The sequence below is a fragment of the Streptomyces sp. NBC_00190 genome (assembly GCF_036203305.1).
Taxonomy (GTDB): domain Bacteria; phylum Actinomycetota; class Actinomycetes; order Streptomycetales; family Streptomycetaceae; genus Streptomyces.
Genome location: NZ_CP108131.1, coordinates 5,863,729 through 5,888,100, shown reverse-complemented (window position 1 = coordinate 5,888,100; position 24,372 = coordinate 5,863,729). Strand labels below are relative to the sequence as shown.

Below are 24,372 nucleotides of genomic sequence, written 5' to 3'. Positions count from 1 at the left end.
CACCCGATGCCAGCCGCAGCCCGTACCGGCGACCCCACCAACCACGGTGGTCGGCTCGCCACACCGCCGCCCGGGGCCGCCGCGGCGGTGGCGACGGTGCTGATCGGCGGCCGTCCCGCCGCCGTCGTGGGCAGCCTGCACGTCTGCGTGGTCCCGCCGCACGCGGCCATGGGCCCGGCCAACGTGATCATGCCCAACCCGGCCGCCCTCACCGCGGGCGCGGTGCTCATCGGCGGGCTGCCCGCCGCGCGGGCGCGCGACCAGACCGCGTGCGGCGCGATGGTCCTGACCGGCGCCCCGAACGTCCTGATCGGGGGCGTGTGATGAGCGAACGGTTCATCGGGCGCGGCTGGGCCTTCCCCCTGCGGGTCGGACCGACCGGCGGGATAGCCATGGTCGAGCGGGAGCGCGAGCTGGAGGAGGCCATCCGCCTGGTGCTGGGCACCGCGCCCGGCGAACGGCCGATGCGGCCCGAATTCGGCTGCGGCATCCACGAGTACGTCTTCGCCCCCGGCGACGGCGACACCGCCGGCCGGGTCGCCCAGCAGGTGCGCGAGGCACTGGAACGGTGGGAGCCCAGGATCGCGGTCGACGAGGTCGTCGTGGCCTTCGACGCCGTCGAGGCGGGCACCCTCTACATCGATGTGCACTACACGGTGCGCACCACCAACGACCGGCGCAACCTGGTCTTCCCCTTCTACACGATCCCCTCCGAGGAGGGGGCCGAGGAAATGGTCGCGGACTGATGGCCCTGCCCTCCCCCAACCTGGACGACCGACGGTTCCAGCAGCTCGTCGACGAGGCGAAGCGGTACGTGCAGCAGCGCGCCCCGGAGTGGACCGACCACAACGTCTCCGACCCGGGCGTCACCCTCATCGAGACGTTCGCCTACCTCGTGGACCAGCTGCTGTACCGGCTGAACCGGGTCCCGGACAAGAACTACCTGGCGTTCCTCGACCTGTTGGGCATCCAGCTGTACCCGCCCTCGGCCGCCACCGCCGACGTCGACTTCTGGCTGTCCGCCCCGCAGCCCGACACGGTGACGCTGCCCGCGGGCACCGAGGTGACGACCGCGGCCGGCGAGACCGAGGAGGCCGTGGTCTTCGCCACCACCGACGATCTGCGGATCGTGCCCAGCGAGTTGACGCGGCTGGTCGCCGCGCCCCGCACCGGTGAGCCGGCCGACCGGACCGGCGCGCTCGCCGAGGGCCGCGACATACCGTGCTTCCAGGCGACGCCCGAGCCCGGCGACGCCCTGCTCTTCGGCCTGCCGACGGCGGTGCCGCGCTGCGTGGTCGCGGTGCGCCTGGACAGCCGCGTCGAGGGCGTCGGTGTCGACCCGCGCCAGCCCCCGCTGGTGTGGGAGGCGTGGGACGGCGGCCGGTGGCAGCGCTGCGCGACGGACTCCGACAGCACCGGCGGCCTGAACCGGCCCGGCGAGATCATCGTGTACGTACCGGCCGGGCACACCGCGTCGGTGATCAGCGGTACCCGCGCGGGCTGGCTGCGCTGCCGGGTCACCGAGCCCGAGCCCGGCCAGCCGTTCTACTCGGAGTCACCGACCGTGCGCGAGGCCGCCGTCTTCACCGTCGGCGGCACCATGACCGTGGAGCACGCCGAGCGGGTGGCCTACGTACCGCTCGGCGCGTCGGAGGGCGTGGCGGGGCAGAGCTTCCGCCTCGGCCGCCCGCCCGTGCTGCTCGACGGGGAGCCCCCGGTGGTGGAGGTGTCCTCCCCCGAGGGCTGGCAGCGCTGGGACGTGGTGGAGCACTTCGGCCGCTCGGGGCCCGACGACCGGCACGTCCGTGTGGACGCCACCACCGGCGAGTTCTCCTTCCCGCCGGTGCTGCGCGAGGCCGACGGCACCCTGCGCCCCTGCGGCGCCGTACCGCCCAAGGGCTCCCAGGTCCGCGTGGCCCGCTACCGCACGGGCGGCGGCCCGGCGGGCAACGTCTCGCGCGGCGCGATCTCCGTACTGCGCAGCTCCGTCCCGTACGTCGCCCGGGTCACCAATCGGGAGGCGGCGCGCGGCGGTGTCGCCGGGGAGACGATCGACAACGCCAAGCTGCGGGCCCCGGAGGCGCTGCGCATGCAGGAGCGCGCGGTGACCGCCGAGGACTACGAGATCATCGCCCGCCGGGCGGCGCCCTCGGTGCGCCGGGTCCGCTGCATGCCCGCCACGGACGGCGGCGGCGCGGGCGCGGTACGGGTCCTGGTGGTGCCGGACGCGGTCGCCGACGAGGGCGACCGGCTCCGCTTCGAGCAGCTGATCCCTTCCGACCAGGTCCTCACCGCGATCACCACGAGCCTCGACGAACGGCGCCTGATCGGCACCAGCCTCGTCGTGGAACCGCCCGTCTACCAGGGCGTCACCGTGGTCGCCCGGCTGTCGGCGCCCGCCGGGGACGCCGACCGGGTGCGCGACGCGGCGCTCGCCGCGCTGTTCCGGCACCTCAACCCGCTGCACGGCGGGCCCGACGGAACCGGCTGGCCGTTCGGGCGGCCCGTCCAGTACGGCGAGGTGTTCGGCGTACTGCAACGCGCCATCGGGGACGTCCTGGTGGAGGAGATCCGCATGTTCGCCGCCGACCCGATCACCGGGCGGCGCGGCGCCCCGGTCGACCGCATCGACATCGGCGCGGGCACGCTGGTCTTCTCCTACCAGCACCAGGTGGTCGTGACGGCGCCGGAGCCGGGGGCGCGCGGATGAGCCGGGCCGCCGTCCCCGGCCTGCCCAGCAGGCACCCGATCGGCGAGCAGCTGCCCGCGCTGTACGCCGACGACGACTTCGCCCAGCGGTTCACGGCCGGGCTGGACACGGTCCTGGCCCCGGTGTTCACGACCCTCGACAACCTGCCCTCGTACTTCGACCCGCGGCTGGCCCCGGCCGACTTCCTGTCCTGGCTGGCCTCCTGGGTCGGCGGCGCGGACGACCCCGACTGGCCGACCGCACTGCGGCGCGAGGCGGTGGCACGCGCGGTGGAACTGCACCGGTGGCGCGGCACCCGGCGCGGCCTGACCGAGGCCCTGCGCCTGGTGCTGGGCGTGTCCGCCGAGGTCAGCGGGGACGGCACAGCCACCTGGTCCCGTACGGCCGGTGCCGAGCCGCTGCCTCCCCCGGCCGGCGAGGTCCTGGTACGGGTGTGGCCGCGCGGCACGGGAGAGGCGTACGAGGTGGACCGGGTCCGCTCGCTCGTCCGCACCCTGTGCCCGGTTCATACGGTCTGCCGGGTGGAGGTCCTGCCCGGGCCGCCCGCAGGTGAAGGGAGCTGACGGCATTGCGTGCGTGTCCCGTGTGCGGTGCGTCCAACGGCGTGACGGACGACTTCTGCGGCAACTGCGGCGCCTACCTGGGCTGGTCGGACTCCACCCCCGCGCGGGGTGCGGCAGGGACGACCCCGAACACCGCCCCGGCTGCCCCTCCTGCGGGTGCGGGAGACGCGGCTCCCGAACGGGTGGACTCCCGGCCGCCCGGTGCCGCGGAGGGCGGCCCGCCCGCCCCCTCGGCAGCGGAGCCGGCCCCGCCCGCGCCCGTCGGCGCACAGTCCGCGCCGTCCGCGCCCTCCGCCCCGTCCACGCCGTCCGCCCCGCCCGCGCCCTCGGGGGCAGCCCCCTCCCCGTCGGAGCCTGATCCGCCGCGGACACCGCTCCCGACGGCCCGTGCGGCGGGCGGGGAGGACCGGACCCGACCCGGAACGGCGCCCGCCGCTCGGCCACCCGCCGTCCCCCAGGCCGCCGTCCCCGAGGCCGTCGCCCCCGAGGCCGTCGCGCCGCAGGCATCGGCGTCCCCGCAGCCCGTGCGGCCCGCGAAGGCCGTCGCGCCGCGCCCGGTCGTGCGTGCCCCTGTGGTGAGCGACGACGTGGCCGGGGTGCCGTGTCCCTCCTGCGGCACGCCCAACCCGTCGGACCGCCGCTTCTGCCGCCGCTGCGCGGCGCCGCTGACAAGCGGCGCCGCACCGGCTCCCCTGCCGTGGTGGCGGACGATCTGGCCGCTGCGCCGCCGCACGCGGGCGGGGTCGGGCCGGATGGTGCGCTTCCTGGTGATCCTGGCCGTGGTGCTGGCCCTGTGCGCGGCCGGCTTCCTGATGCTGCCGGCCGGACGCCACCTGATCGAGGACACCCGGGACAAGCTCGGCAAGGCCAAGGCGGTGACCCCGACCCGCGTCGAGGCGAGCGCCGAGCTGCCCGGGCACCCGGTGAGCCACAGCACGGACGGGCTCAGCAACCGCTACTGGGGCGTGCCCGGCCCCGGTGCCTCGGCGACGTACACCTTCGCCAAGCCGTTCCGCCTGGTCGACGTGATCATCACCAACGGCGCCTCGTCCTCACCCGAGGAGTACGCGAACCAGGGGCGGGCGCTCCAGATCGACATGGAAGTGACGGCACAGGACGGCCAGAAGGTCCGCAAGCAGCTCACCCTGAGCGACAAACCCGGTCCACAGACGTTCCCCACCGGCATCAGCGACGTCACGGCGATCCGCCTGACCCTCGACGCACCCGCCGGGTCGGCCCCGGACCGCCATGTCGCCCTGGCGGAGGTGGAGTTCTTCCAGCGCAGCTGACCGCCCGGCCGGTCAGGCGTGGTTGACCGGGAGGACGTCCGGGGAGAGGGCGCCCGCCTGGGCCGCGTCGCCTGGTACCGCAGACGACCTAGGTCTGGGCCAGTTCGCGCACCGTGGCCATATCGCTGAAGGGCAGCAGCTCCTCGCCGACGATCTGGTGTGGTTCGCTGCCCTTGCCGGCGATCAGGACCGTGTCGTCGGGGCCCGCCGCGGACAGGGCGAAGGCGATCGCCTGGCGGCGGTCGGTGTAGCGCCGGAAGGGGGTGCCGGTCGCCGTGAGGCCGGGGGAGACCTGGTCCAGGATGGCCTCGGGGTCCTCGTTGCGGGGGTTGTCCGAGGTCAGGACGCAAAGGTCGGAATGGGTCCCGGCGATCTGGCCCATCTCGGCCCGTTTGGTGGTGTCGCGGTCCCCGCCGCAGCCGAAGACCGTGATCACCCGGCCGCGGGCGAAGCCCCGGATGGTGGTCAGGACCTTGTCCAGGGAGTCCGGCGAGTGGGCGTAGTCCACGATCACCGACGTGCCCAGCGGGGTCCGGAAGCGTTCCAGTCGGCCCGGGACCGGCGGCATCCGGTCGAGCGCGTCGACCAGGGGGCCCAGCTCGTGCCCCAGCACATGGCAGGCCGCCACCGTGGCCAGCGCGTTGGCCACCGAGAACCGGCCGGGGACCGGGATCGAGGCCGGGTAGGCACGTCCGTCGTGGTGGAGCGTGAACCGCGTACCCGAGGCACTCACCACGAGGTCGGTGGCCCGGTAGTGAGCCGGGCGGTCCAGGGCGTACGTGGTCACCGCACCCGGCATCATCGACACGATGGACGCGCCCACCGGATCGTCGGCGTTGACCACCGCACGCCGGCACAGTCCCTGGAAGAGCCGCAGCTTGGCGTCCCGGTAGTCCGCCATCGTCCCGTGGTCGTCCAGATGGTCCTGCGTGAGGTTGGTGAAGACCCCGACGTCGATGAACGTACGGTCCACCCGGTGCGTCAGCAGCGCCATCGAGGTGGCCTCCAGCACCACGCCGGCGGCCCCGCGGTCGCGCATGTACCCCAGTAGGTACTGCAGGTCGGGAGATTCCGGCGTGGTCAGCACCGATGGCGGCATGGGGATCGGCTCGTCGCCGATCCTGCTTCCGGCGGTTCCGATCACCCCCACCCTGGAGCCCTCGGCGATCCGCAGGACGGACTCGACCATGTACGAGACGGAGGTCTTCCCGTTGGTGCCAGTGATCGCCATCATGTCCATCTGCCGCCCGGGCTCTCCGAAGTAGCGGGAGGTCACCACCGCGGCGGCCGTCCGCGTGTCGGGTACCCGGACGGCGCAGGTGCCGGGGGGCCATCCCGCGGCCGGCAGGGCGGGTTCACTGCCGTCGACGAGTACGGCGGCGGCACCCCGGGCCAGGGCGGGCGAGACGGAGCCGGGGCCGCCCTCCCGGTGTCCGGGTACGGCGATGAAGAGCGAGCCCGGCATCACCCGGTCGGCGTCGAAGGTGGTCCCCGCGGTGATCAGCGTCGTGTCCGGATCACCCTGGAGGACGTGGTGCTCCTGCCCGGCCAGCAATTCGCTCAGCTTCACAATGATCCCTTCGAGGGGGCTCGGGCCCGGGCGTGCGGCCGTAGCCAGGCGGCAGCGCCGGCGGCATGCCGGGAAGCTGCTGTGGTGATGTGGAGCAGAGGGGCCGGAGGCGCGAAGCGCTAGCCGTGGCCGTGCAGGGCCGTACGGCGCGTCTTGGACGGTACGGCGAGGGCCGCGCCGGCCGGGTCGACGACGGTCGGAACCCCGGCGGCCGGGCGCATACCGGAGGCGGCCTGCTGCAGGCACTGCCTCGAGGAACGTGTGCGACCCATGGGCCGAGTGTACGGCCCACCCAGCGGCCCGGGGTTCACCACTGCTGGCGCGCGAAGGCCACCGGTCCGTCTACGACGGCGACCAGCCGTCCCCGTACGTGGATGCATGGCGGGAGGCGATGGCTCAGGTGGGGGCGGCGCTCGTCCTGGCGCGCACGGACCAGAGCGCCTGATTCGAACCAGCCACAGGATCACTGGACGTCCACGGCGGATACCGACCCGCACCACAGTGCGCGCCGAGCCCAACTGGGCACTACGGCAGGCTGGGTGACCTACTGGTGGTGTTCTACGTATACGGAGCGGCCCTGCACCTACACATCGGCGATCATCAAATTGAAGTAGGGGGCAGCCCAGAGGCACGACACGAACGCCCTGTCGGAACGCAGCTGATCCCGCCCCGTCGCCCTCCTGGAGCGACCGGCTCCAGGAGGGCGGATCCGAAGCCCGGTACCTGCGGTGTCCACGACCTCACCGTTCCGCAGGCGCGGCATCCGGGACCCGTCAGGCGTGGTTGACCGGGAGGACGTCCGGGGAGAGGGCGCCCGCCTGGGCCGCGGCCGAGGTCATGCGGCGGCGGTGGTGGCGGCGGCACAGGACCTCGTAGCCGATCTCCTCCGCCGGGCGGTTCACGTCGCCGACCACGACCTGCGCGCCCTCGACGACCATCTCCCCGCCCACCGTACGGGCGTTGTGCGTGGCGCGGGCGCCGCACCAGCACAGGGCCTCGACCTGGAGCTGCTCGAGGCGGTCCGCCAGCTCGATCAGCCGCTGCGAGCCGGGGAAGAGCTTGGTGCGGAAGTCCGTGGTGATGCCGAAGGCGAAGACGTCCATGTCGAGGTCGTCGACGATCCGGGCGAGCTGGTCGATCTGCTCGGGCGCCAGGAACTGCGCCTCGTCCACGATCACGTAGTCCGCCTTGCCGCCCTTGGAGAGCTGGGCGACCAGGTACGCGTACAGGTCCATTCCCTCCGGCGCCTCGACCGCCTCCGTCACCAGGCCGAGCCGCGAGGACAGCTTGCCCTCGCCCGCCCGGTCGTCACGGGTGAAGATCACGCCCTGGAGCCCCCGCGCGTCACGGTTGTGGGCGATCTGGAGCGCCAGAGTGCTCTTTCCGCAGTCCATCGTTCCGGAGAAGAACACCAGCTCGGGCATGGGAAGTACGGGACCTTTCCGGTCGTGGGCAGGAGGGGGAGGCAGGGAGGAGCGTCGGTCAGGTGCGGATTTCGAGCAGCGGGACGAGCTGCTCGGCCGCGGTCATGGAGCCGTGCATTCCGACGAGGGCGGACTCGTTGGGCTCGTTGCGCGAGGCGGTGATCGCGACATCCGCCTGGGCGGCGGCCACGACGTCGCCGATCCGGCCGAGCACGCGCTCGTCGCACTCCCCCGGCGGCCCGAACCAGCCCAGTTCCAGGGCCTCTTCACGGCTCGCGACCCAGAACCGGTCGCCGAGCACCTCGCGCCACACGGTCAGCACGTCGGCCCCGGCCCCCGGCACGGCGTACACGTGCCGGGCCCGGCCCTCGCCGCCGAGCAGGGCCACGCCCGCGCCCAGCTCCCAGTCCTCGTCGAAGTCGATCCGGGAGTCCTCGTCGAAGGGGACGTCGACCATGCCGTGGTCCGCGGTCACGTACAGGGCGGTACGCGGCGGCAGTTGCTCGGCGAGGCGCTGCACGAGCCGGTCGACCAGCATCAGCTGGCCGCGCCAGGCGTCGGAGTCCACGCCGTGGCGGTGGCCGGCCCCGTCGAGCTCGCTGAAGTACGTGTACACGAGCGAGCGGTCGCCGGCCGCGAGCTGGATCGCCGCGAGGTCCATCCGGTCCTCGCCGGTCATCCGGCCGTGGAAGGTGCCGCCGGACAGCGCGATCTTGGTGAGCGGGGTGGTCTGGAACGCGGGCGAGGACACCTGGGCGGTGTGCACCCCGGCCTTGTCGGCCAGCTGGAAGACGGTCGGGTACGGCTGCCAGGGCTTGGGCGCGGTCCACGGCTGCCAGCGGAGCTGGTTCATCAGCTCGCCGGTGGCCGGGTTGCGCACGGCGTAGCCGGGCAGGCCGTGGCGGGCGGGCGGCAGGCCGGTGCCCACCGAGGCCAGCGAGGTGGCGGTGGTCGCCGGGAAGCCCGCGGTGATCGGGCGGCCGGTGCCGCCGCGCGAGCCCGCGAGCAGGGAGGTGAGGTACGGAGCCTCGTCCGGGTGGGCCTTGATCTGCTCCCAGCCCATGCCGTCGACCAGGAAGACGCAGTTCCGGTCGGCCGGGGTCAGCTCCGCGATGGAGGCGGTGAAACCGGGGACGCCCTGGCCGGCCACGAGGGTGGGCAGCAGGTCGGCGAGCGAGCCGGCGCCGTACTCGGGGACGGGGGCGGCCGCGAGATCCAGCAGCTCCGGCTCGTCCGCCCAGTTCTGCGCGGCGGGGTACGCCATCAGCGGGCGGAGGTGGACGTGGAGGTGGCCGCCGTTGCCTCGCTGAGCGCCTGCGCGAAGACCAGGGTCTGGCGCACCGCCTCCGGGCCGTCGCCCGCCTCGCTGACCCGCAGGCTGAGGTCGTCGGCGGTGGAGTTGCCGGTGTAGCCGTGGTCGGAGTCGCAGTTCGGGTCGCCGCAGGCGGCCGGCTCCAGGTCGATCCGGGAGACCGCGCCCCAGCCGATGGTCAGGACGACCTCGCGGGGCAGGGTGCCGGGGGTGTAGGACTCCGGGTTCGCGACGACGCGGCTGAGGACCACGGAGGAGATGCTGGAGAGCTTGACCGACTCGGTGGAGGTGGTCGCGTACGGGGACGGGGACCCGGCGTCGGCGGCCTGCTCGTCGGTGTGGCTGACGATGAAGCGGTTTCCGGTCAGGACCAGCACGGTGACGTGGCGGCGCACCTCGTTGGAGTCGAAGGTCGTCTCCTGGTGGACCAGGTACGACGAAATCGGCTCGCCGCCCACCGCGGCCTCCACGGCCTCGGCCACGAGGGCCGGGTAGTAGCCGCTGCGCTCGATCGCCGTGCGCAGCCCCTGGGTCGTCGTACCGGATTTCGCCATGAGGTCCATCCTAAGGCCCGCACGGGGCGCCCCGGCCTCTCCGTACGCGCTCAGTAACTGGGGAGGGTCCGCGGTCCGAGGTCGCCGCGGGCGGGCGGGTGCGCGACGCGGACGGTGGCGCTGAGTACGGACAGTCCCTCGGTGGCGACGACCACGGGCTCCAGGGAGACGTCGATCACCTCGGGGTGGTCGTCCACGAGGCGGGACAGGCGCAGGAGCAGCTCCTCCAGGGCGGGGGTGTCGACGGCGGCGCTGCCCCGCCAGCCGAACAGGAGGGGTGCGGTCCGGATGGACCGGATCAGCCCGGCGGCGTCCCGGTCGGTGGCCGGGACCAGGCGGTGGGCGGTGTCCCCGAGCAGCTCGGAGGCGACGCCGGCGAGCCCGAAGGAGAGGACGGCGCCCGCGGCCGGGTCGATGACGGAACGGACGACCGTGTCGACCCCGCGGGGCACCATCGCCTGGACCACCGGCTGGAGCTCCGAGGGCTTGCCCAGCAGGCCGGTGAGGTCCTCGTACGAGAGCCTCAGCTCGGCCTCGTTCCTGAGGTCGAGCCGTACGCCGCCCAGGTCGGCGCGGTGGCGCAGGTGCGGGGCGGTGGTCTTGAGGGCGACCGGGTATCCGAGTACCCCGGCGGCCCGGACGGCCGCGTCGGGGCTGGGCGCCGGCAGGGCGTGGATGACGCGGATCCCGTACCGCCCGAGGAGCTCGCGGGCGTCCCACTCGGCCAGGGTGAGCACGGCTCCGCCGTCGACGTCGGCCAGCAGCCGGGCCAGCTGGGCGGCGGCGCCGGGCTCGTCGATGTCCTCGTACTCGGGGACGTGGCCGGCCTCGGCGCTGGCCCGCCGCCACTGTCCGTACCGGACGGCTTCGGCGATGGCGCGTACGGCCCGCTCGGCGGCGGGATAGCTGGGGATCCGGTCCCCCGCGGTGCCGGCCCCGCCGACGGCCCCGGCGCTGGGCCCGGCGCCGGGCCGGGGGCGGAGCCCCGGTTCGGGCAGGGGCGCGGCGGGTGCGGGGCCCCGCGTGGCGGACAGCGCGTCCACCAGTTCGCCGAGCTCCACGTGCACCACGGCCACGGGCTTGCCCGGCACCTCGGCCACGGCCTCGCGCAGGGAATCGGCCAGGTCGTCGGCGAGCGCGTGCTCGCTCACCCAGGGGATGGCGGTGACCACCACCGCGTCGCAGTCGTCGGAGGCCAGCGCCGAGACCAGCGCCGCGCGGAAGTCCTCGGGCGAGGCAGCCGTCGTCAGGTCGAGCGGCGGCAGCGGCCGCAGCCCCTGGGCCAGGCAGGCGTCGTACGTGAGGACCCCGAGGGACTCGGAGTTGCCGAGGATCGCGATCCGGGGCCCGGCGGGCAGCGGCTGCGCGGCCAGCAGGAGGCCGACGTCCACCAGCTCCGTCACCGTGTCGACCCGGATCACGCCCGCCTGCCGCAGCAGGTCGGAGACGGTGGCGTCGGGCAGCCGGGTGCCCGGGACCACGTGCCCCGCCGGGGTGTGGCGGCCGCCCCTGGCGACGACCACCGGCTTCTCGGCTGCGGTCCGGCGGGCGAGGCGGGTGAACTTCCGCGGGTTGCCGAGGGTTTCCAGGTACATCAGGGCGACGTCGGTCGCCTCGTCGTCGTACCAGTACTGAAGGATGTCGTTGCCGGAAACGTCCGCCCGGTTCCCCGCGGAGACGAAGGAGGACAGGCCCTCGCCGCGCCGGAGCAGGGCGGAGAGCAGTGCGATCCCGATCGCCCCCGACTGCGTGAACAGGCCGATCCGGCCCCGCATCGGCATCGGCGCGGGCGTCAGCGAGGCGTTGAGCTCCACCTCGGGCGCGGTGTTGATCACCCCGTAGGCGTTCGGACCGATGAGCCGCATCCCGTACGAGCGCACCTGGCGCACCAGTTCGCGCTGGCGGGCGAGTCCGGCCGGGCCGCTCTCCCCGTATCCGGCGGACAGCACCACGAGCCCCTGTACCCCGTGTTCGCCGCAGGCCGCCACGGCCTCGGGCACCCGGTCCGCCGGAACCGCGATCACCGCGAGGTCGACGGGGGCGCCGATGGCGTCGATCGTGCGGTAGGCCCGCACGCCGTCGAGCAGGTCGAGGGCGACCTCCTCGTTGACGGCGTAGAGGTGGCCGTGGAAGCCGCTGTCGCGCAGGTTGCGCAGCGCGGCGGCGCCCACGCCCGCGCCGGAGCGGCTGACTCCGATCACCGCGACCGAGCCGGGGGCCAGCAGCCGCTGCACCGAGCGGGCCTCGGCGCGCTGTTCGCGGGCGCGCTGCACGGCGAGGGACTCGGCGGTGGGTTCGAGGTCGAGGGTGAGGTGGACGGAACCGTCCTCGAAGCTGCGCTTCTGCTGGTAGCCGACGTCCGTGAACACCTTGATCATCTTGCTGTTGGCGGGCAGCACCTCGGCGGCGAACCGGCGGATGCCGCGCTCGCGGGCCACCGCGCCGATGTGTTCGAGCAGCGCGGAGGCCACTCCGCGGCCCTGGTGGGCGTCCTGGACGAGGAAGGCGACCTCGGCCTCGTCGGCGGGGGCGGTGGCGGGCCGGCCGTCGGAGCCGATGCGGTCGTAGCGGACGGTGCCGATGAACTCCCCGCCGATGGTCGCCGCGAGGCCGACCCGGTCCACGTAGTCGTGATGCGTGAACCGGTGCACGTCGCGGTCGGAGAGGCGGGGGTAGGGAGCGAAGAAGCGGTAGTACTTCGACTCGTCGGAGACCTGCTCGTAGAAGCTGACCAGCCGGCCCGCGTCCGCGGTGGTGATGGGCCTGATCCGGGCGGTGCCGCCGTCACGCAGGACGACGTCCGCTTCCCAGTGGGCCGGGTACGAGGGGTCCGACTCGGTGGTCATGGGCCTACCTTACGGCCGGGAACGGCCCGGCAGCGCTCGCGCGGCGCATTAGGCAGGCTGGGGCAAAACGGTGCAAGCTGGGGGAGGCCGAACGGCGGGAGATCCGAGCCGAAGGCCGGTCGGAGCATTCCGGGCGTCGTGAGAGACTGGTCTAGACAACCGTAAGAACCTGAAGGGCATCACCATGGCAGAGCGCCGCGTCAACGTCGGCTGGGCCGAGGGCCTGCACGCTCGTCCCGCCTCGATCTTCGTCCGCGCGACGACCGCTTCCGGCGTCCCGGTGACCATCGCCAAGGCCGGCGGCGACCCCGTCAACGCCGCTTCCATGCTGGCGGTTCTGGGCCTGGGCGCCCAGGGCGGCGAGGAGATCGTCCTCGCCTCCGAGGCCGACGGCGCGGAGGTCGCACTGGACCGCCTCGCGAAGCTGGTCGCCGAGGGTCTCGAGGAGCTCCCCGAGACCGTCTGACCCTTCGGGTTCGACCCACGCGGTACACCCGCCGGAGCCGCGGCCCCCACCACCCCGGGGCCGCGGCTCCGGCGTTCGCGGGTCCACCCAGCTCCGCCCAGCTCCATCCGGCTTCACCCGGTTCCCCCCGGCTTCACGGAATACGGCACGCGAAAACACGGCAGCGCTGCGGGCACGGCGAATTCGGCGCCACGAAAATGCGGCAGCCCGGAAATGCGGCAGCCCGGAAATGCGCCGGCGCGGGAATCCGACTCCACGGGAATTCGGCGCGCAACAAATTCACGCACCCCGGAAATCCCGGCAGCGGCGCCCGGATACGTCCCTTTGTATACGGGCCCTGTTAATGCCGGCCGCTCGCCATGTTTACGGAAGGTTGCGAAGTGCTCACCGTCGGCCGGAGCCGCGGCCGGTGCGCGGCCGTCGCCCGGTCGGCGTGGACCGCCGTCAGCGCCCGGGCCCGCTCCGCGTCCCCGCGCGCCACCGCGTCCACGATCGCCCCGTGCTCCGCCCATGACTCCACCGGCCGGGCCGGCGCCTCCACCACGTACATCCACGCCACCTTGTGCCGCATCTGCGTGAGCAGGGCGACCAGCCCGGGACTCCCGGAGGCCTGCGCGAGCGTCTCGTGGAACCAGCCGCCCAGGGACCGCAGATCCTCGCCCTGGCCCCGCCTGGCCCGCTCCTGGCCCAGCCTGACCAGCCCGCGCAGCACCTTGAGGTGGGCCTCGGTGCGCCGCCGGGCCGCCCTGGCGGCCGCCAGGGGCTCCAGCAGCATCCGCACCTCCAGGAGGTCGGCGGCCTCCTGCTCGGTCGGCTCGGCCACACAGGCGCCCGCGTGGCGCCGCGTGGTCACGAACCCCTCGGACTCCAGGGTCCGCAGCGCCTCGCGGACCGGGACGCGCGAGACTCCGTACCGGCGGGCCAGCACTTCCTCGGTCAGCCTGCCGCCAGGTTCGAAGACCCCGGAGACGATGTCGTCGCGGATTGCCGTGCATACCGCGTGCGCAGGAATACGCAAGACCGAACCTCCGCTATTTCTGACTGCCACGCTCATTGGACGCGCATGTGCGCAACTCGACTCTATTGCAACACACGATAATTTCCGAGAGCGCTCGGAAATGCGAAACATTTGCCCGCCGGAGCAGCGCGAAGGCCCCGGCTCGGGGAGCCGGGGCCTTCGGTGAAGCGGTGCGGTGCGCGTCAGAGGCTGACGTCGTGCGAGCGCAGGTACGCGATCGGGTCGATGTCCGAGCCGTACTGCGAGCCGGTGCGGGCCTCGAAGTGCAGGTGCGGGCCGCTGGAGTTGCCGGTGGAGCCCGACAGGCCGATCTGCTGGCCGGGGGTGACCTGCTCGCCGACGGAAACGCTCAGCGAGGACATGTGCCCGTACTGGGTGTACGTACCGTCGTTGTGCTTGATGACGACGTTGTTGCCGTACGCGCCGCCCCAGCCGGCCTCGACCACGACGCCCGCGCCGACCGCGTGGACGGTGGTGCCGGAGGCGGCGTGGAAGTCGATGCCGGTGTGGCTGCCGGAGGACCACATGCCGCCGCCCGCCTTGTACTGCGTGCTGACGTACGAGCCGTCGACCGGTGCGACGAAGGTGTTGAGGCGCTTGCGCTCCTCCTCGCGGGCCGCGCGCTCGGCGGCTTCGCGCTCGGCCTTCGCCTTGGCCTCGGCGAAGCGCTTGGCCTCGGCGGCCCGCTGCTTGGCGTCGGCCTCGGCCTGAGCCTGGGCGGCCGCGTGCTCGGCAGCGCGGTGCTGGGACGCGGCCTGGTCCTGGATGTCGTCCTGGAGGTCCTCGGCGACGACCACGGCGCCGAGAGCGTTGTCCTGGGGCGACTGGTGGTCGCTGTTGTCCGCGGCGAAGGCCGGAGCGGCGAGGGAGCCGACGACACCAGTGGTGGCGAGGGCGGCTATGCCGGCGTAGCCGGCGGTCTTGCGGCTCAGACGGCTGGAACCACGGTGCTTACCGGAGCCGGCGGGACGACTGCCAAACGCCATGAAGGGGTTGATCCTTTCCTTCCTTCTCGCCTACCGGGTTAGCTGACGGGTTCGGAGCAGGAAGGTCTCCTACGGGCCCCCTCTGGCGAGGCGGTCCGATTCACCCCAGGGACACATGTGGGTCCCCGGCTCCCCAGGCTCGCGCCTGACGGGGACTCGGCGATCGCTGCCCGGTGCCGCGGATGCGACGGGTACGACTGACGGACAGCACGAGTGACGCTAGGCGGATCATCAGTCAATCGCCAAACAGACACGCCTTTTTGTTGCGTACGCCACACCACATAAAAGCAACCTCACCACCAAACGGACAAAAGGGCCCTGGCGGACAAGCCCGCCAGGGCCCTGCGTGAATCGGCCAGTCGACCGACTGCCGCCGTCAGTTGGTGACGACGCTCACCTCGCCGATCCCGAGGGCGCGCACCGGCGCCTCGATCTGCGCGGCGTCGCCGACCAGGATGGTGACCAGCCGGTCCGCCGGGAAGGCCTTCACGACCGCCGAAGTCGCCTCCACCGTCCCGGTTTCGGCCAGCTGCGCGTACAACTGCGCCTGGTAGTCGTCCGGCAGCTCCTGCTCGACCTGGTCCGCGAGGGTTCCGGCGACCGAGGCCGCCGTCTCGAACTTCAGCGGGGCCACGCCCACCAAGTTCTGCACCGCCACGTCCCGTTCGGCATCGGTCAGGCCGCCCTCCGCGAGGGTGCGCAGCACCTCCCAGAGGTCCTCCAGCGCCGGGCCGGTGTTCGGGGTGTCCACGGAGCCGCTGATGGCGAGCATCGAGGCGCCCTTGCCGTCGGCGGTCGAGCGCAGCACCTGGCCGAAGGAGCGCACGCCGTAGGTGTACCCCTTCTCCTCGCGCAGCACCTTGTCCAGGCGGGAGGTCAGCGTGCCGCCCAGGCAGTAGGTGCCGAGCACCTGGGCCGCCCAGACCCGCTCGTGCCGGTCCGGCCCGATCCGGCCGATCAGCAGCTGCGTCTGGACCGCGCCGGGCCGGTCCACGATGACCACGCGGCCGGTGTCGTCGGCGGTCACCGGCGGCACCGGGAGGGGCTCGGCGGTACCGCCCGTCCAGGCGCCCAGGGTGTCCGCGACAACGGCGTCCAGGTCGATGCCGGTCAGGTCGCCGACGACCACCGCGGTGGCCGTGGCGGGGCGTACGTGGGCCTCGTAGAAGGCGCGTACGGCCGCGGAGTCGATCCGCGCGACCGTCTCCTCGGTGCCCTGGCGCGGGCGGGACATCCGCAGGGAGGCCGGGAACAGCTCCTTGGAGAGCTGCTTGGCGGCGCGGCGCTGCGGATTGGCCAGCTCGTGCGGGATCTCGTCGAGCCGGTTGCGCACCAGGCGGTCGACCTCGGCATCGGCGAAGGCCGGCGCGCGCAGGGCCTCGGCGAGCAGGCCGAGCGCCTTGGGCAGCCGGGAGGCCGGGACCTCCAGGGAGACCCGCAGGCCCGGGTGGTCGGCGTGCGCGTCGAGGGTGGCGCCGCAGCGCTCCAGCTCGGCCGCGAACTCCTCGGCGGAGTGCTTGTCGGTGCCCTCGGACAGGGCGCGGGCCATGATGGTGGCCACGCCGTCCAGGCCCTCGGGCTCGGCGTCCAGCGGGGCGGCGAGGTTGACCTCGACCGCGATCACCTGCTGGCCCGGGCGGTGGCAGCGCAGCAGGGTCAGGCCGTTGGCCAGGACCGAGCGGTCGGGGGCCGGGAAGGCCCACGGCTGCGGTTCACCGGCCTGCGGGCGCGGGTGGAAGGTCATCGTGACGGCTGCGGTGTCGCTCACTGCTCCGCCCCTTCGTTCTCGTTCGCGTCGTTCTCGTCGGACTCGTCGGCGTCGGCGTCCGCGCCGATCGGCTCGTAGACCAACACGGCACGGTTGTCCGGGCGCAGCCGGGCCGCGGCCACGGCCTGCACTTCCTCGGCGGTGACGGCGAGGACGCGCTGGACGGCGGTCAGGGCCAGCTGCGGGTCGCCGAAGAGCACCGCGAAGCGGCACAGTTCGTCGGCGCGGCCCGCGACCGTGCTCAGCCGGTCCAGCCACTCCCGCTCCAGCTGCGCCTGGGCGCGCTCCATCTCCTCGGCCGTCGGGCCCTCGGCGGCGAACCGCGCGAGCTCCTCGTCCACGGCCGCTTCGATGTCGGGCACCTCGACGCCGCCGGAGGTCTTGACGTCCAGCCAGCCCAGGGAGGGCGCGCCGGCCAGGCGCAGCATGCCGAAGCCGGCCGCGACGGCCGTCTGGTCGCGGCGTACCAGGCGGTTGTGGAGCCTCGAGGACTCGCCGCCGCCGAGGACGGTCAGCGCCACGTCGGCGGCGTCGCACTCGCGGGTGCCGTCGTGCGGGAGCCGGTAGGCGGCCATCAGGGCACGCGCCGGGACCTCCTCGACGATCTCCTCGCGCAGCTCCCGGCCGATGACGTCGGGCAGCGAGCCGTCACGGGGCGGCTGCTTGCCGTCGTGCGCGGGGATGGTGCCGAAGTACTTCTCGATCCAGTCGAGCGTGCGCGCCGGGTCGATGTCGCCGACCACCGACAGCACCGCGTTGTTGGGCGCGTAGTACGTACGGAAGAAGGCGCGCGCGTCCTCCAGGGACGCGGCGTCCAGATCGGCCATGGAGCCGATCGGCGTGTGGTGGTACGGGTGGCCCTCGGGGTACGCGAGGGCGGTCAGCTTCTCGAAGGCCGTGCCGTACGGGACGTTGTCGTACCGCTGGCGGCGCTCGTTCTTGACGACGTCGCGCTGGTTCTCCATGGACTCGTCGTCCAGGGCGGCCAGCAGCGAGCCCATGCGGTCCGCCTCCAGCCACAGCGCGAGCTCCAGCTGGTGGGTCGGCATCGTCTCGAAGTAGTTGGTGCGCTCGAAGCTGGTGGTGCCGTTCAGGGAGCCGCCGGCGCCCTGGACCAGCTCGAAGTGCCCGTTGCCCGGTACGCTCGCCGAGCCCTGGAACATCAGGTGCTCGAAGAGGTGAGCCAGGCCGGTTCGCCCCTTGACTTCGTGGCGCGAGCCGACGTCGTACCAGAGGCAGACCGCGGCGACCGGGGTCAGGTGGTCCTCGGAAAGCACCACGCGCAAGCCGTTGGCCAGCCGGTGTTCGGTTGCTGTCAGGCCGCCGGAGCCGGCCTGGGCTGTGGCCGTGTGACCCATGGGCATGTGGTCCCTTCGATCGCGATGCAGAGATTTCTGTCAGACCTGCCACTGTATGCAAGCGCGTCGGCCGCCGGATAAGTTCCCGGGTCACACCCTGGGTCGGAGTCGGCGTTGTCGGTGCCTCGGGCCACAATGGTCCGCGTCAGACCCCCAGCACACTCATTCTTGGTTAAGGAGCCGCGCAGCGATGGCCCGCCGCAGCACGAAGACCCCGCCGCCGGAGGATTTCGAGGAGAGGATCCTCGACATCGACGTCGTCGACGAAATGCAGGGCTCCTTCCTCGAGTACGCGTACTCGGTGATCTACTCCCGTGCCCTGCCCGACGCCCGGGACGGCATGAAGCCGGTGCACCGCCGCATCGTGTACCAGATGAACGAGATGGGTCTGCGCCCCGACCGCGGGTACGTGAAGTGCGCCCGCGTCGTCGGCGAGGTCATGGGCAAGCTCCACCCGCACGGTGACGCGTCGATCTACGACGCCCTCGTGCGCATGGCCCAGCCCTTCTCGATGCGGCTGCCGCTGGTCGACGGCCACGGCAACTTCGGTTCGCTCGGCAACGACGACCCGCCGGCCGCGATGCGTTACACCGAGTGCAAGATGGCCGACGCCACGTCGCTGATGACGGAGTCGATCGACGAGGACACCGTCGACTTCACCGCCAACTACGACGGCCAGGAGCGGGAGCCGGTCGCGCTGCCCGCCGCGTACCCGAACCTGCTGGTCAACGGCGCGTCCGGGATCGCGGTCGGCATGGCCACCAACATGCCTCCGCACAACCTCGGCGAGGTCATCGCGGCCGCCCGCCACCTGATCCGCTACCCGCACGCGGACCTGGAGGCGCTGATGCGCTTCGTGCCGGGTCCCGACCTGCCCACGGGCGGCCGGATCGTCGGGCTCGCGGGCATCAAGGACGCCTACGCGAACGGCCGCGGCACCTTCAAGATCCGCGCGACGGTGGCGGTGGAGAACGTGACGGCGCGCCGCAAGGGCCTCGTCGTCACGGAACTGCCCTTCACGGTCGGCCCCGAGAAGGTCATCGCGAAGATCAAGGACCTGGTCGGTTCGAAGAAGCTCCAGGGCATCGCGGACGTCAAGGACCTCACCGACCGCTCGCACGGCCTGCGCCTGGTCATCGAGATCAAGAACGGCTTCCACCCGGAGGCCGTCCTGGAGCAGCTGTACAAGCTGACGCCGATGGAGGAGTCCTTCGGCATCAACAACGTGGCCCTCGTGGACGGGCAGCCGCTGACGCTCGGCCTCAAGGAGCTGCTGGAGGTCTACCTGGACCACCGCTTCGAGGTCGTCCGGCGGCGCAGCGAGTTCCGCCGCACCAAGCGCCGCGACCGCCTGCACCTGGTCGAGGGCCTCCTGGTGGCGCTCATCGACATCGACGAGGTCATCCGGCTCATCCGGGACAGCGAGAACTCCGCGCAGGCCAAGGCCCGGCTGATGGAGCGGTTCTCGCTGAGCGAGATCCAGACCCAGTACATCCTGGACACCCCGCTGCGCCGGCTCACCAAGTTCGACCGGATCGAGCTGGAGTCCGAGCGCGACCGGCTGACCGGCGAGATCGACGAGCTGACCGGGATCCTGGAGTCCGACGCCGAGCTGCGCAAGCTCGTCTCGGCGGAACTGGCGGCGGTCGCGAAGAAGTTCGGCACCGAGCGGCGTACGGTCCTGCTGGAGTCGGCGGGCACGGCGGTCGCGGCGGTTCCGCTGGAGGTCGCGGACGACCCCTGCCGCGTGCTGCTGTCCTCGACGGGCCTGCTGGCCCGCACCGTGACCGGTGAGCCGCTGGCGGAGGCCGACGGCAAGCGCGCCAAGCACGACCTCATCGCCTCGCAGGTACTGGCGACGGCGCGGGCCGAGGTGGGCGTGGTGACCTCAGCGGGGCGCCTGCTCCGGCTGTCCGTGATCGACCTGCCGCAGCTGCCGGACACCGCGACCGCACCGGCCCTGGCGGGCGGAGCCCCGATCACGGAGTTCCTGACCGGCCTGGAGGCGGACGAGAAGGTGATCTGCCTGACCTCGCTGGACGAGTCATCGCAGGGCCTGGCGCTCGGCACCGAGCAGGGCGTCGTCAAGCGCGTCGTGCCGGACTACCCGGCCAACAAGGACGAGCTGGAGGTCATCACCCTCAAGGACGGCGACCGGATCGTCGGCGCGGTCGAGCTGCGCACGGGTGAGGAGGACCTGGTCTTCCTCACCGACGACGCCCAGCTGCTGCGCTACCCGGCGGGCCAGGTGCGCCCGCAGGGCCGCCCGGCGGGCGGTATGGCGGGCATCAAGCTCTCCGAGAACGCCAAGGTGATCCACTTCTCGGCCGTCGACCCGGCCCGGGACGCGATGGTGTTCACGGTCGCGGGCTCGCACGGGACGCTGGACGACTCGGTGCTGTCCGCGAAGCTGACCCCCTTCGACCAGTACCCGCGCAAGGGCCGGGCCACCGGTGGCGTGCGCTGCCAGCGGTTCCTGAAGGGCGAGGACGTACTGGTACTGGCCTGGGCGGGCAATTCCCCGATCCGGGCCGCGTCGGCGAACGGCACTCCGGCCGAGCTGCCGGCCGTGGACCCGCGCCGGGACGGCTCGGGGGCCGCGCTGCCCGCGGCCGTCGCGGCGCTGGCGGGAGCCGCCCTGTAGGACGTACGACGCCATTCAGGTGGTACGCCCAACGGGGGACGTACCACCTGAATGGCGACTAGTGTTTTCCCTCTTGGCACTGGCGGGTGGGGCGGGAGAACAGAGCTGATGAGTCGTCGCTCGGGCGGAGTGATCGGGGACTGGGCGGAGGCTCAGCGCCGGATACAGCAGACGCAGTTGATCCAGCAGCGCGAGGCGGAGCGCCGGCGGCGCCAACAGCAGGCCGCCGACCGGCAGTACCGCGAGGCCGAGGCCCGACGGCGTACGGAACACATCGAGGCGGAAGTCGCCGCCCTGCAGAGCCTGCTGGCCACGGGGTGCCGGGCGCCGGCGTTCCGGATGGCCGAGCTGGTCCGGTCCGAGCGGCTCGAACCTTTCGACCCGGGCACCCTGGCGCACCCCGTGCCGATGCCGCAGCTGATCCAGTTCCAGCAGAGCTCAGGCTGGACACTCGGCTCGAACCGGCGGGTGCAGGCCGAGCGCGAAGCGCACGCCCGGTACACGCAGGCCTGGCAGGCCGCGAACGCGGCGGAGGCCCAGCGGCAGCGCCAGTTGGCGGCGTACCGGCAGCAGTACGACGTCTGGGCCGCGGAGCAGCTGGCCGGGATCCGCGCGCACAACAGCGGGCTGAGCGAGCTCGGCGGGAGGCTGCGCGCGGGCGACGCCGAGGCCGTGGTGGAGTACTTCTCGGCCGCCCTGTACGCCTCGACGGCCTGGCCCGAGGCGCTGCCGAGGCAGGTGACGGCAGCGTACGACCCTGGTGCTCGCCAGTTGGTGCTGGACTGGGAGCTGCCGCCGTACGCGGTGGTGCCGGAGAACAAGTCGGTGCGGTACATGCCGAGTACGGGCCAGGACAAGGAAACGGCCCGCCCGGCCACGCAGCGGCGGGCGCTGTACCGGGACCTGCTGGCGCAGTGCGTGCTGCTGGTGGTGCGTGAACTCTACGCCGCGGACGAGTTCGGGGCGCTGGACTCGGTGGTCGTCAACGGTTTCGTGGACGACCACGATCCGGTGACGGGTCGCGAGGCACAGATCGTCCTCGCCACGGTGCCGGTGGCCCGGCCCGCCTTCGAGGGCCTGCGGCTGGAGCAGGTCAGCGCGGTGGACTGCCTGGTGGAGGGCTTGCGCGGGCAGCTGTCGGCGCGGCCCGACCAGCTGACCGCGGTACGCCCCGGGCGCAGGCCCGACGAGGTCGGCGGCGGCGTCGTCAGCCACGGCGGGCACGCGGGCGGCGACGAGGACGAGCCCGATCTCTTCTCGATGGACCCGATCGCCTTCGAGAACCTGGTCGCCGAGCTCTTCCGGGCGATGGGCATGGAAGCGGTGACCACCCAGCGGTCGGGCGACGGCGGGGTGGACGTCGAGGCGCTGGACCCGGCCCCGATCCGGGGCGGACGGATCGTGGTGCAGGTCAAGCGCTACCGCAACACCGTGCCGCCGACGGCGGTACGGGACCTGTACGGGACGGTCCAGGACAAGGGGGCGAACAAGGGGGTGCTGGTCACCACCGCGTCCTTCGGGCCGGGGTCGTACACCTTTGCCAACGGCAAGCCCCTGGAGTTGGTTCCCGGCGACAAGCTCGTGGAGCTGCTTCACCAGTACGGGTTGCGGGGGCGTCTGGGAGACGGTGCCACCGCGGGCGTCCCGACGCGGCGAACGCCCGAGCCCGCCCCTTCGGCGGACCACAACGTGCTGGGCATGTCCTGGACGGGCTCGGTCGCGCTCGACGTGTGCGCGCTGGTCTGCACGGGCAACCGGGTGCTGAGCGAGGACCACTTCGTCTTCTTCAACAATCCGCGGACACCCGACGGTTCGGTACGGACCCGCGCCCACGCGGCGCCCGACAAGGCGGCGCTGGAGGTCGCCTTCGAGGCGCTTCCGCAGGCGGCCGACCGCCTGGTCCTGGTGGCCGCGATCGACCCGGAGGCCGATCCGCACGCCGACCTGGCCGGTTTCACCGAGGCCCGGATCCGGCTCCTGGACGCGGCCGGTGCGGAGGCCGGGCAGCTGGAGGTCTCCGACGGCCGGGCCGGCGAGACCGCGCTGGTGCTCGGGTCCTTCCGGCGCCGGGCGAACGGTGACTGGGACTTCGTGATCGGCGGCAAGGGCTACCGGGGCGGGCTGGAGGACCTGCTGCGGGAGTACGGCGTGGAGGTCGCCTAGAAGGCTGATGAAAATGTTGGGTTCTGGCCCCGCCGCGGGAGCGGCGGGGCAGACTCGTTTTCGTGGTTCAAGGGGAGTGGGTCGGGGAGACGGTCGGGCCGGATGTGTGGGCTACGTGCCGGGAGTTAATCCCGGTCGGGAGCGTGTTCGCGTTCCTGGCCGAGCACCGTGGGCAGCTATCTCCCGCGGTGATGTTCGAGGACATGTATCCGTCGGCGAACGGCCGTCCGTCAATGCCTCCGCAGGTTCTGGCCGCGGCGATCACTTTGCAGGCCCTGCATGGGATGTCGGACTTCGAGACGGTCCAGGAATTACGCTGTGACCTGCGGTGGAAGGCCGCGTGTGGGCTCGGCTTGCACGATATGGCGTTCGATCCTTCGCTGCTGGCCTACTTCCGCCGCCGCCTGGCCCGCTCGGCCCGCCCGAACCGGGTCTTCGAGGCGGTGCGCGAGGTCGTGAAGGCCACCGGCGTGCTGAAGGGAAAGCACCGGCGGGCACTGGACTCCACCGTCCTCGACGATGCGGTGGCCACCCAGGACACCGTCACCCAGCTGATTTCCGCCGTGCGGGCAGTGATCCGTGAGGTCCCCGGCGCCGGACCTGTCGCGGCCGTGCAGTGCACCGCCCACGACTACGGCGACCCGGGCAAACCGAGGATCGCCTGGAACGACCAGCAGGCCAGGGCGGATCTGGTGGACGCCCTCGTCGGTGACGCGCTGCGGCTGCTGGGCCACCTGCCCGAACAAGAACTCGGCGAGAAGGCCGCGAACGCGGCCGGCCTGCTGGCCCTGGTCGCAGGCCAGGACGTCGAACCGGCCCAGGAGTCCGACGGCCGTGACGGACGCTGGCGCATCACCCGGGGGACCGCACCCGACCGCGTGGTGTCCACGATTGATCCCGAGGCCCGGCACATCCACAAGAACCGAACCCGCCATCAGGAGGGCTTCCGTGCGCATGCCGTGTTCGAGCCCGAGGCGGGACTGTTCACCGAGGTCGCTCTCACCGCCGGCAGCGGAGCCGACAACCACGAGGCCGCCGTCGCCCCAGACCTCCTCGCCGACGAGGACCAGGAACTGACCGTCCTCGGCGACACGGCCTACGGCACCGGCGACCTCCGCCAGAGCCTCGAAGCCGACGGCCACACCCTGGTGATCAAGCCGCCGCCACTGCGGCAGGCAGTCCCCGGCGGATTCAGCACGGACGATTTCCAGGCCGATACCCAGGCCGGGACCGTCACCTGCCCGGCCGGCCACACCAAGCCCCTCGGCCGCCCCCTCGCAGGAGGCAACCGCCAGGCCCAGTTCAAGAAGCTCTGCCTCGATTGCCCTTTGCGCGACCGCTGCACCAGGTCCAAGACCGGACGCGTCTTCAGTGTCCATCCCCAGCACGACCTCCTCAAAGCCGCCCGGGACCAGGCCGCCACCAGCCAGGAATGGCAGGACGAATACCGCCGCTGGCGACCACCCGTCGAACGCGCCATCGCCTGGCTCGTCGCCAGAGGCAACCGCCGCGTCCCCTACCGCGGCGTCCTCAAGAACAACACCTGGCTCCACAATCGGGCAGCCGCCCTAAACCTCCGCCGCCTCATCAACCTCGGACTCACCCACACCGGCACCACCTGGGCCCTCACCCCCGCCACCACATAGACCCAGGGGCCACCCGGCCTACGGCCGGACAGCCCCACAACAAGATCTTCATCAG

The 24,372-nt window shown here is 72.6% G+C and carries 19 protein-coding genes and 1 riboswitch; of the genes, 9 read left to right on the top strand and 10 right to left on the bottom strand.

What is annotated here, in order from left to right; genetic code table 11:
* The first annotated feature begins 6 nt into the window (after window positions 1-6).
* From OG429_RS28305 to OG429_RS28285, 5 genes are read left to right on the top strand one after another with little or no spacing between them, the layout of a single operon-like run.
* Window positions 7-324, top strand: a complete 318-nt coding sequence (locus OG429_RS28305) for a PAAR domain-containing protein (protein ID WP_328928058.1) — start codon at window positions 7-9, stop codon at window positions 322-324.
* Window positions 324-746 (top strand): GPW/gp25 family protein, encoded by a 423-nt coding sequence (locus OG429_RS28300; protein WP_190184825.1) that lies wholly within the window; start codon window positions 324-326, stop codon window positions 744-746. The genes OG429_RS28305 and OG429_RS28300 overlap by 1 nt, the downstream gene beginning before the upstream one ends.
* The gene (locus tag OG429_RS28295; protein ID WP_328928057.1) at window positions 746-2,710 is read left to right on the top strand and encodes a putative baseplate assembly protein; all 1,965 of its coding nucleotides are present in this window, start codon (window positions 746-748) and stop codon (window positions 2,708-2,710) included. Before OG429_RS28300 ends, OG429_RS28295 begins: the two co-directional genes overlap by 1 nt.
* The gene (locus OG429_RS28290; RefSeq protein WP_328928056.1) at window positions 2,707-3,273 is read left to right on the top strand and encodes a phage tail protein; all 567 of its coding nucleotides are present in this window, start codon (window positions 2,707-2,709) and stop codon (window positions 3,271-3,273) included. The genes OG429_RS28295 and OG429_RS28290 overlap by 4 nt, the downstream gene beginning before the upstream one ends.
* Before the next feature lie 41 nt (window positions 3,274-3,314).
* Window positions 3,315-4,562, top strand: coding sequence for a zinc ribbon domain-containing protein (locus tag OG429_RS28285; protein WP_328928055.1), 1,248 nt, complete (start codon window positions 3,315-3,317; stop codon window positions 4,560-4,562).
* An 88-nt stretch (window positions 4,563-4,650) separates the two neighbouring features.
* On the opposite strand, the gene OG429_RS28280 is transcribed toward OG429_RS28285, so the two are convergent.
* The 6 genes from OG429_RS28280 to OG429_RS28255 form a co-directional block, all read right to left on the bottom strand.
* Window positions 4,651-6,132 (bottom strand): UDP-N-acetylmuramoyl-L-alanyl-D-glutamate--2,6-diaminopimelate ligase, encoded by a 1,482-nt coding sequence (locus OG429_RS28280; protein ID WP_328928054.1) that lies wholly within the window; start codon window positions 6,130-6,132, stop codon window positions 4,651-4,653.
* 119 nt (window positions 6,133-6,251) lie between these two features.
* Window positions 6,252-6,404, bottom strand: a complete 153-nt coding sequence (locus OG429_RS28275; RefSeq protein WP_328928053.1) for a hypothetical protein — start codon at window positions 6,402-6,404, stop codon at window positions 6,252-6,254.
* 501 nt (window positions 6,405-6,905) lie between these two features.
* Complete coding sequence (locus OG429_RS28270) at window positions 6,906-7,556, bottom strand: thymidine kinase (protein WP_328928052.1); 651 nt, start codon at window positions 7,554-7,556, stop codon at window positions 6,906-6,908.
* Window positions 7,557-7,614: 58 nt separating this feature from the next.
* Window positions 7,615-8,820 (bottom strand): alkaline phosphatase family protein, encoded by a 1,206-nt coding sequence (locus OG429_RS28265; protein WP_328928051.1) that lies wholly within the window; start codon window positions 8,818-8,820, stop codon window positions 7,615-7,617.
* The gene (locus OG429_RS28260) at window positions 8,820-9,422 is read right to left on the bottom strand and encodes a DUF5998 family protein (RefSeq protein WP_328928050.1); all 603 of its coding nucleotides are present in this window, start codon (window positions 9,420-9,422) and stop codon (window positions 8,820-8,822) included. The genes OG429_RS28265 and OG429_RS28260 overlap by 1 nt, the downstream gene beginning before the upstream one ends.
* A gap of 50 nt (window positions 9,423-9,472) precedes the next feature.
* On the bottom strand, window positions 9,473-12,268 hold the full coding sequence (locus OG429_RS28255) for a bifunctional acetate--CoA ligase family protein/GNAT family N-acetyltransferase (protein ID WP_328928049.1): 2,796 nt from the start codon (window positions 12,266-12,268) through the stop codon (window positions 9,473-9,475).
* 184 nt (window positions 12,269-12,452) lie between these two features.
* Here OG429_RS28255 and OG429_RS28250 point away from each other — a divergent pair, with 184 nt between their 5' ends.
* Window positions 12,453-12,734, top strand: a complete 282-nt coding sequence (locus OG429_RS28250) for an HPr family phosphocarrier protein (protein ID WP_328928048.1) — start codon at window positions 12,453-12,455, stop codon at window positions 12,732-12,734.
* Between the two features lie 340 nt (window positions 12,735-13,074).
* On the opposite strand, the gene OG429_RS28245 is transcribed toward OG429_RS28250, so the two are convergent.
* From OG429_RS28245 to OG429_RS28230, 4 genes are all read right to left on the bottom strand, one after another.
* Window positions 13,075-13,752 carry a GntR family transcriptional regulator gene (locus tag OG429_RS28245; protein WP_328928047.1) on the bottom strand — a complete coding sequence of 226 codons (678 nt, stop codon included), beginning with the start codon at window positions 13,750-13,752 and terminating at the stop codon, window positions 13,075-13,077.
* Window positions 13,753-13,934: 182 nt separating this feature from the next.
* Window positions 13,935-14,738: a M23 family metallopeptidase gene (locus tag OG429_RS28240; RefSeq protein WP_328928046.1), complete on the bottom strand. Its 804-nt coding sequence runs from the start codon at window positions 14,736-14,738 to the stop codon at window positions 13,935-13,937.
* Between the two features lie 13 nt (window positions 14,739-14,751).
* Window positions 14,752-14,910: riboswitch (cyclic di-AMP (ydaO/yuaA leader) on the bottom strand.
* A gap of 204 nt (window positions 14,911-15,114) precedes the next feature.
* On the bottom strand, window positions 15,115-16,482 hold the full coding sequence (locus OG429_RS28235; protein ID WP_328930454.1) for a M16 family metallopeptidase: 1,368 nt from the start codon (window positions 16,480-16,482) through the stop codon (window positions 15,115-15,117).
* 20 nt (window positions 16,483-16,502) lie between these two features.
* Window positions 16,503-17,864 carry a M16 family metallopeptidase gene (locus OG429_RS28230; protein ID WP_328928045.1) on the bottom strand — a complete coding sequence of 454 codons (1,362 nt, stop codon included), beginning with the start codon at window positions 17,862-17,864 and terminating at the stop codon, window positions 16,503-16,505.
* 190 nt (window positions 17,865-18,054) lie between these two features.
* Here OG429_RS28230 and OG429_RS28225 point away from each other — a divergent pair, with 190 nt between their 5' ends.
* From OG429_RS28225 to OG429_RS28215, 3 genes are all read left to right on the top strand, one after another.
* Window positions 18,055-20,508, top strand: a complete 2,454-nt coding sequence (locus OG429_RS28225) for a DNA gyrase/topoisomerase IV subunit A (protein ID WP_328928044.1) — start codon at window positions 18,055-18,057, stop codon at window positions 20,506-20,508.
* Between the two features lie 108 nt (window positions 20,509-20,616).
* Window positions 20,617-22,671 carry a restriction endonuclease gene (locus tag OG429_RS28220; protein ID WP_328928043.1) on the top strand — a complete coding sequence of 685 codons (2,055 nt, stop codon included), beginning with the start codon at window positions 20,617-20,619 and terminating at the stop codon, window positions 22,669-22,671.
* Between the two features lie 104 nt (window positions 22,672-22,775).
* Entirely contained in the window at window positions 22,776-24,317 is a 1,542-nt protein-coding gene (locus OG429_RS28215; protein WP_328930453.1) for an IS1182 family transposase, read from the top strand.
* The last annotated feature ends 55 nt before the right edge of the window (window positions 24,318-24,372 follow it).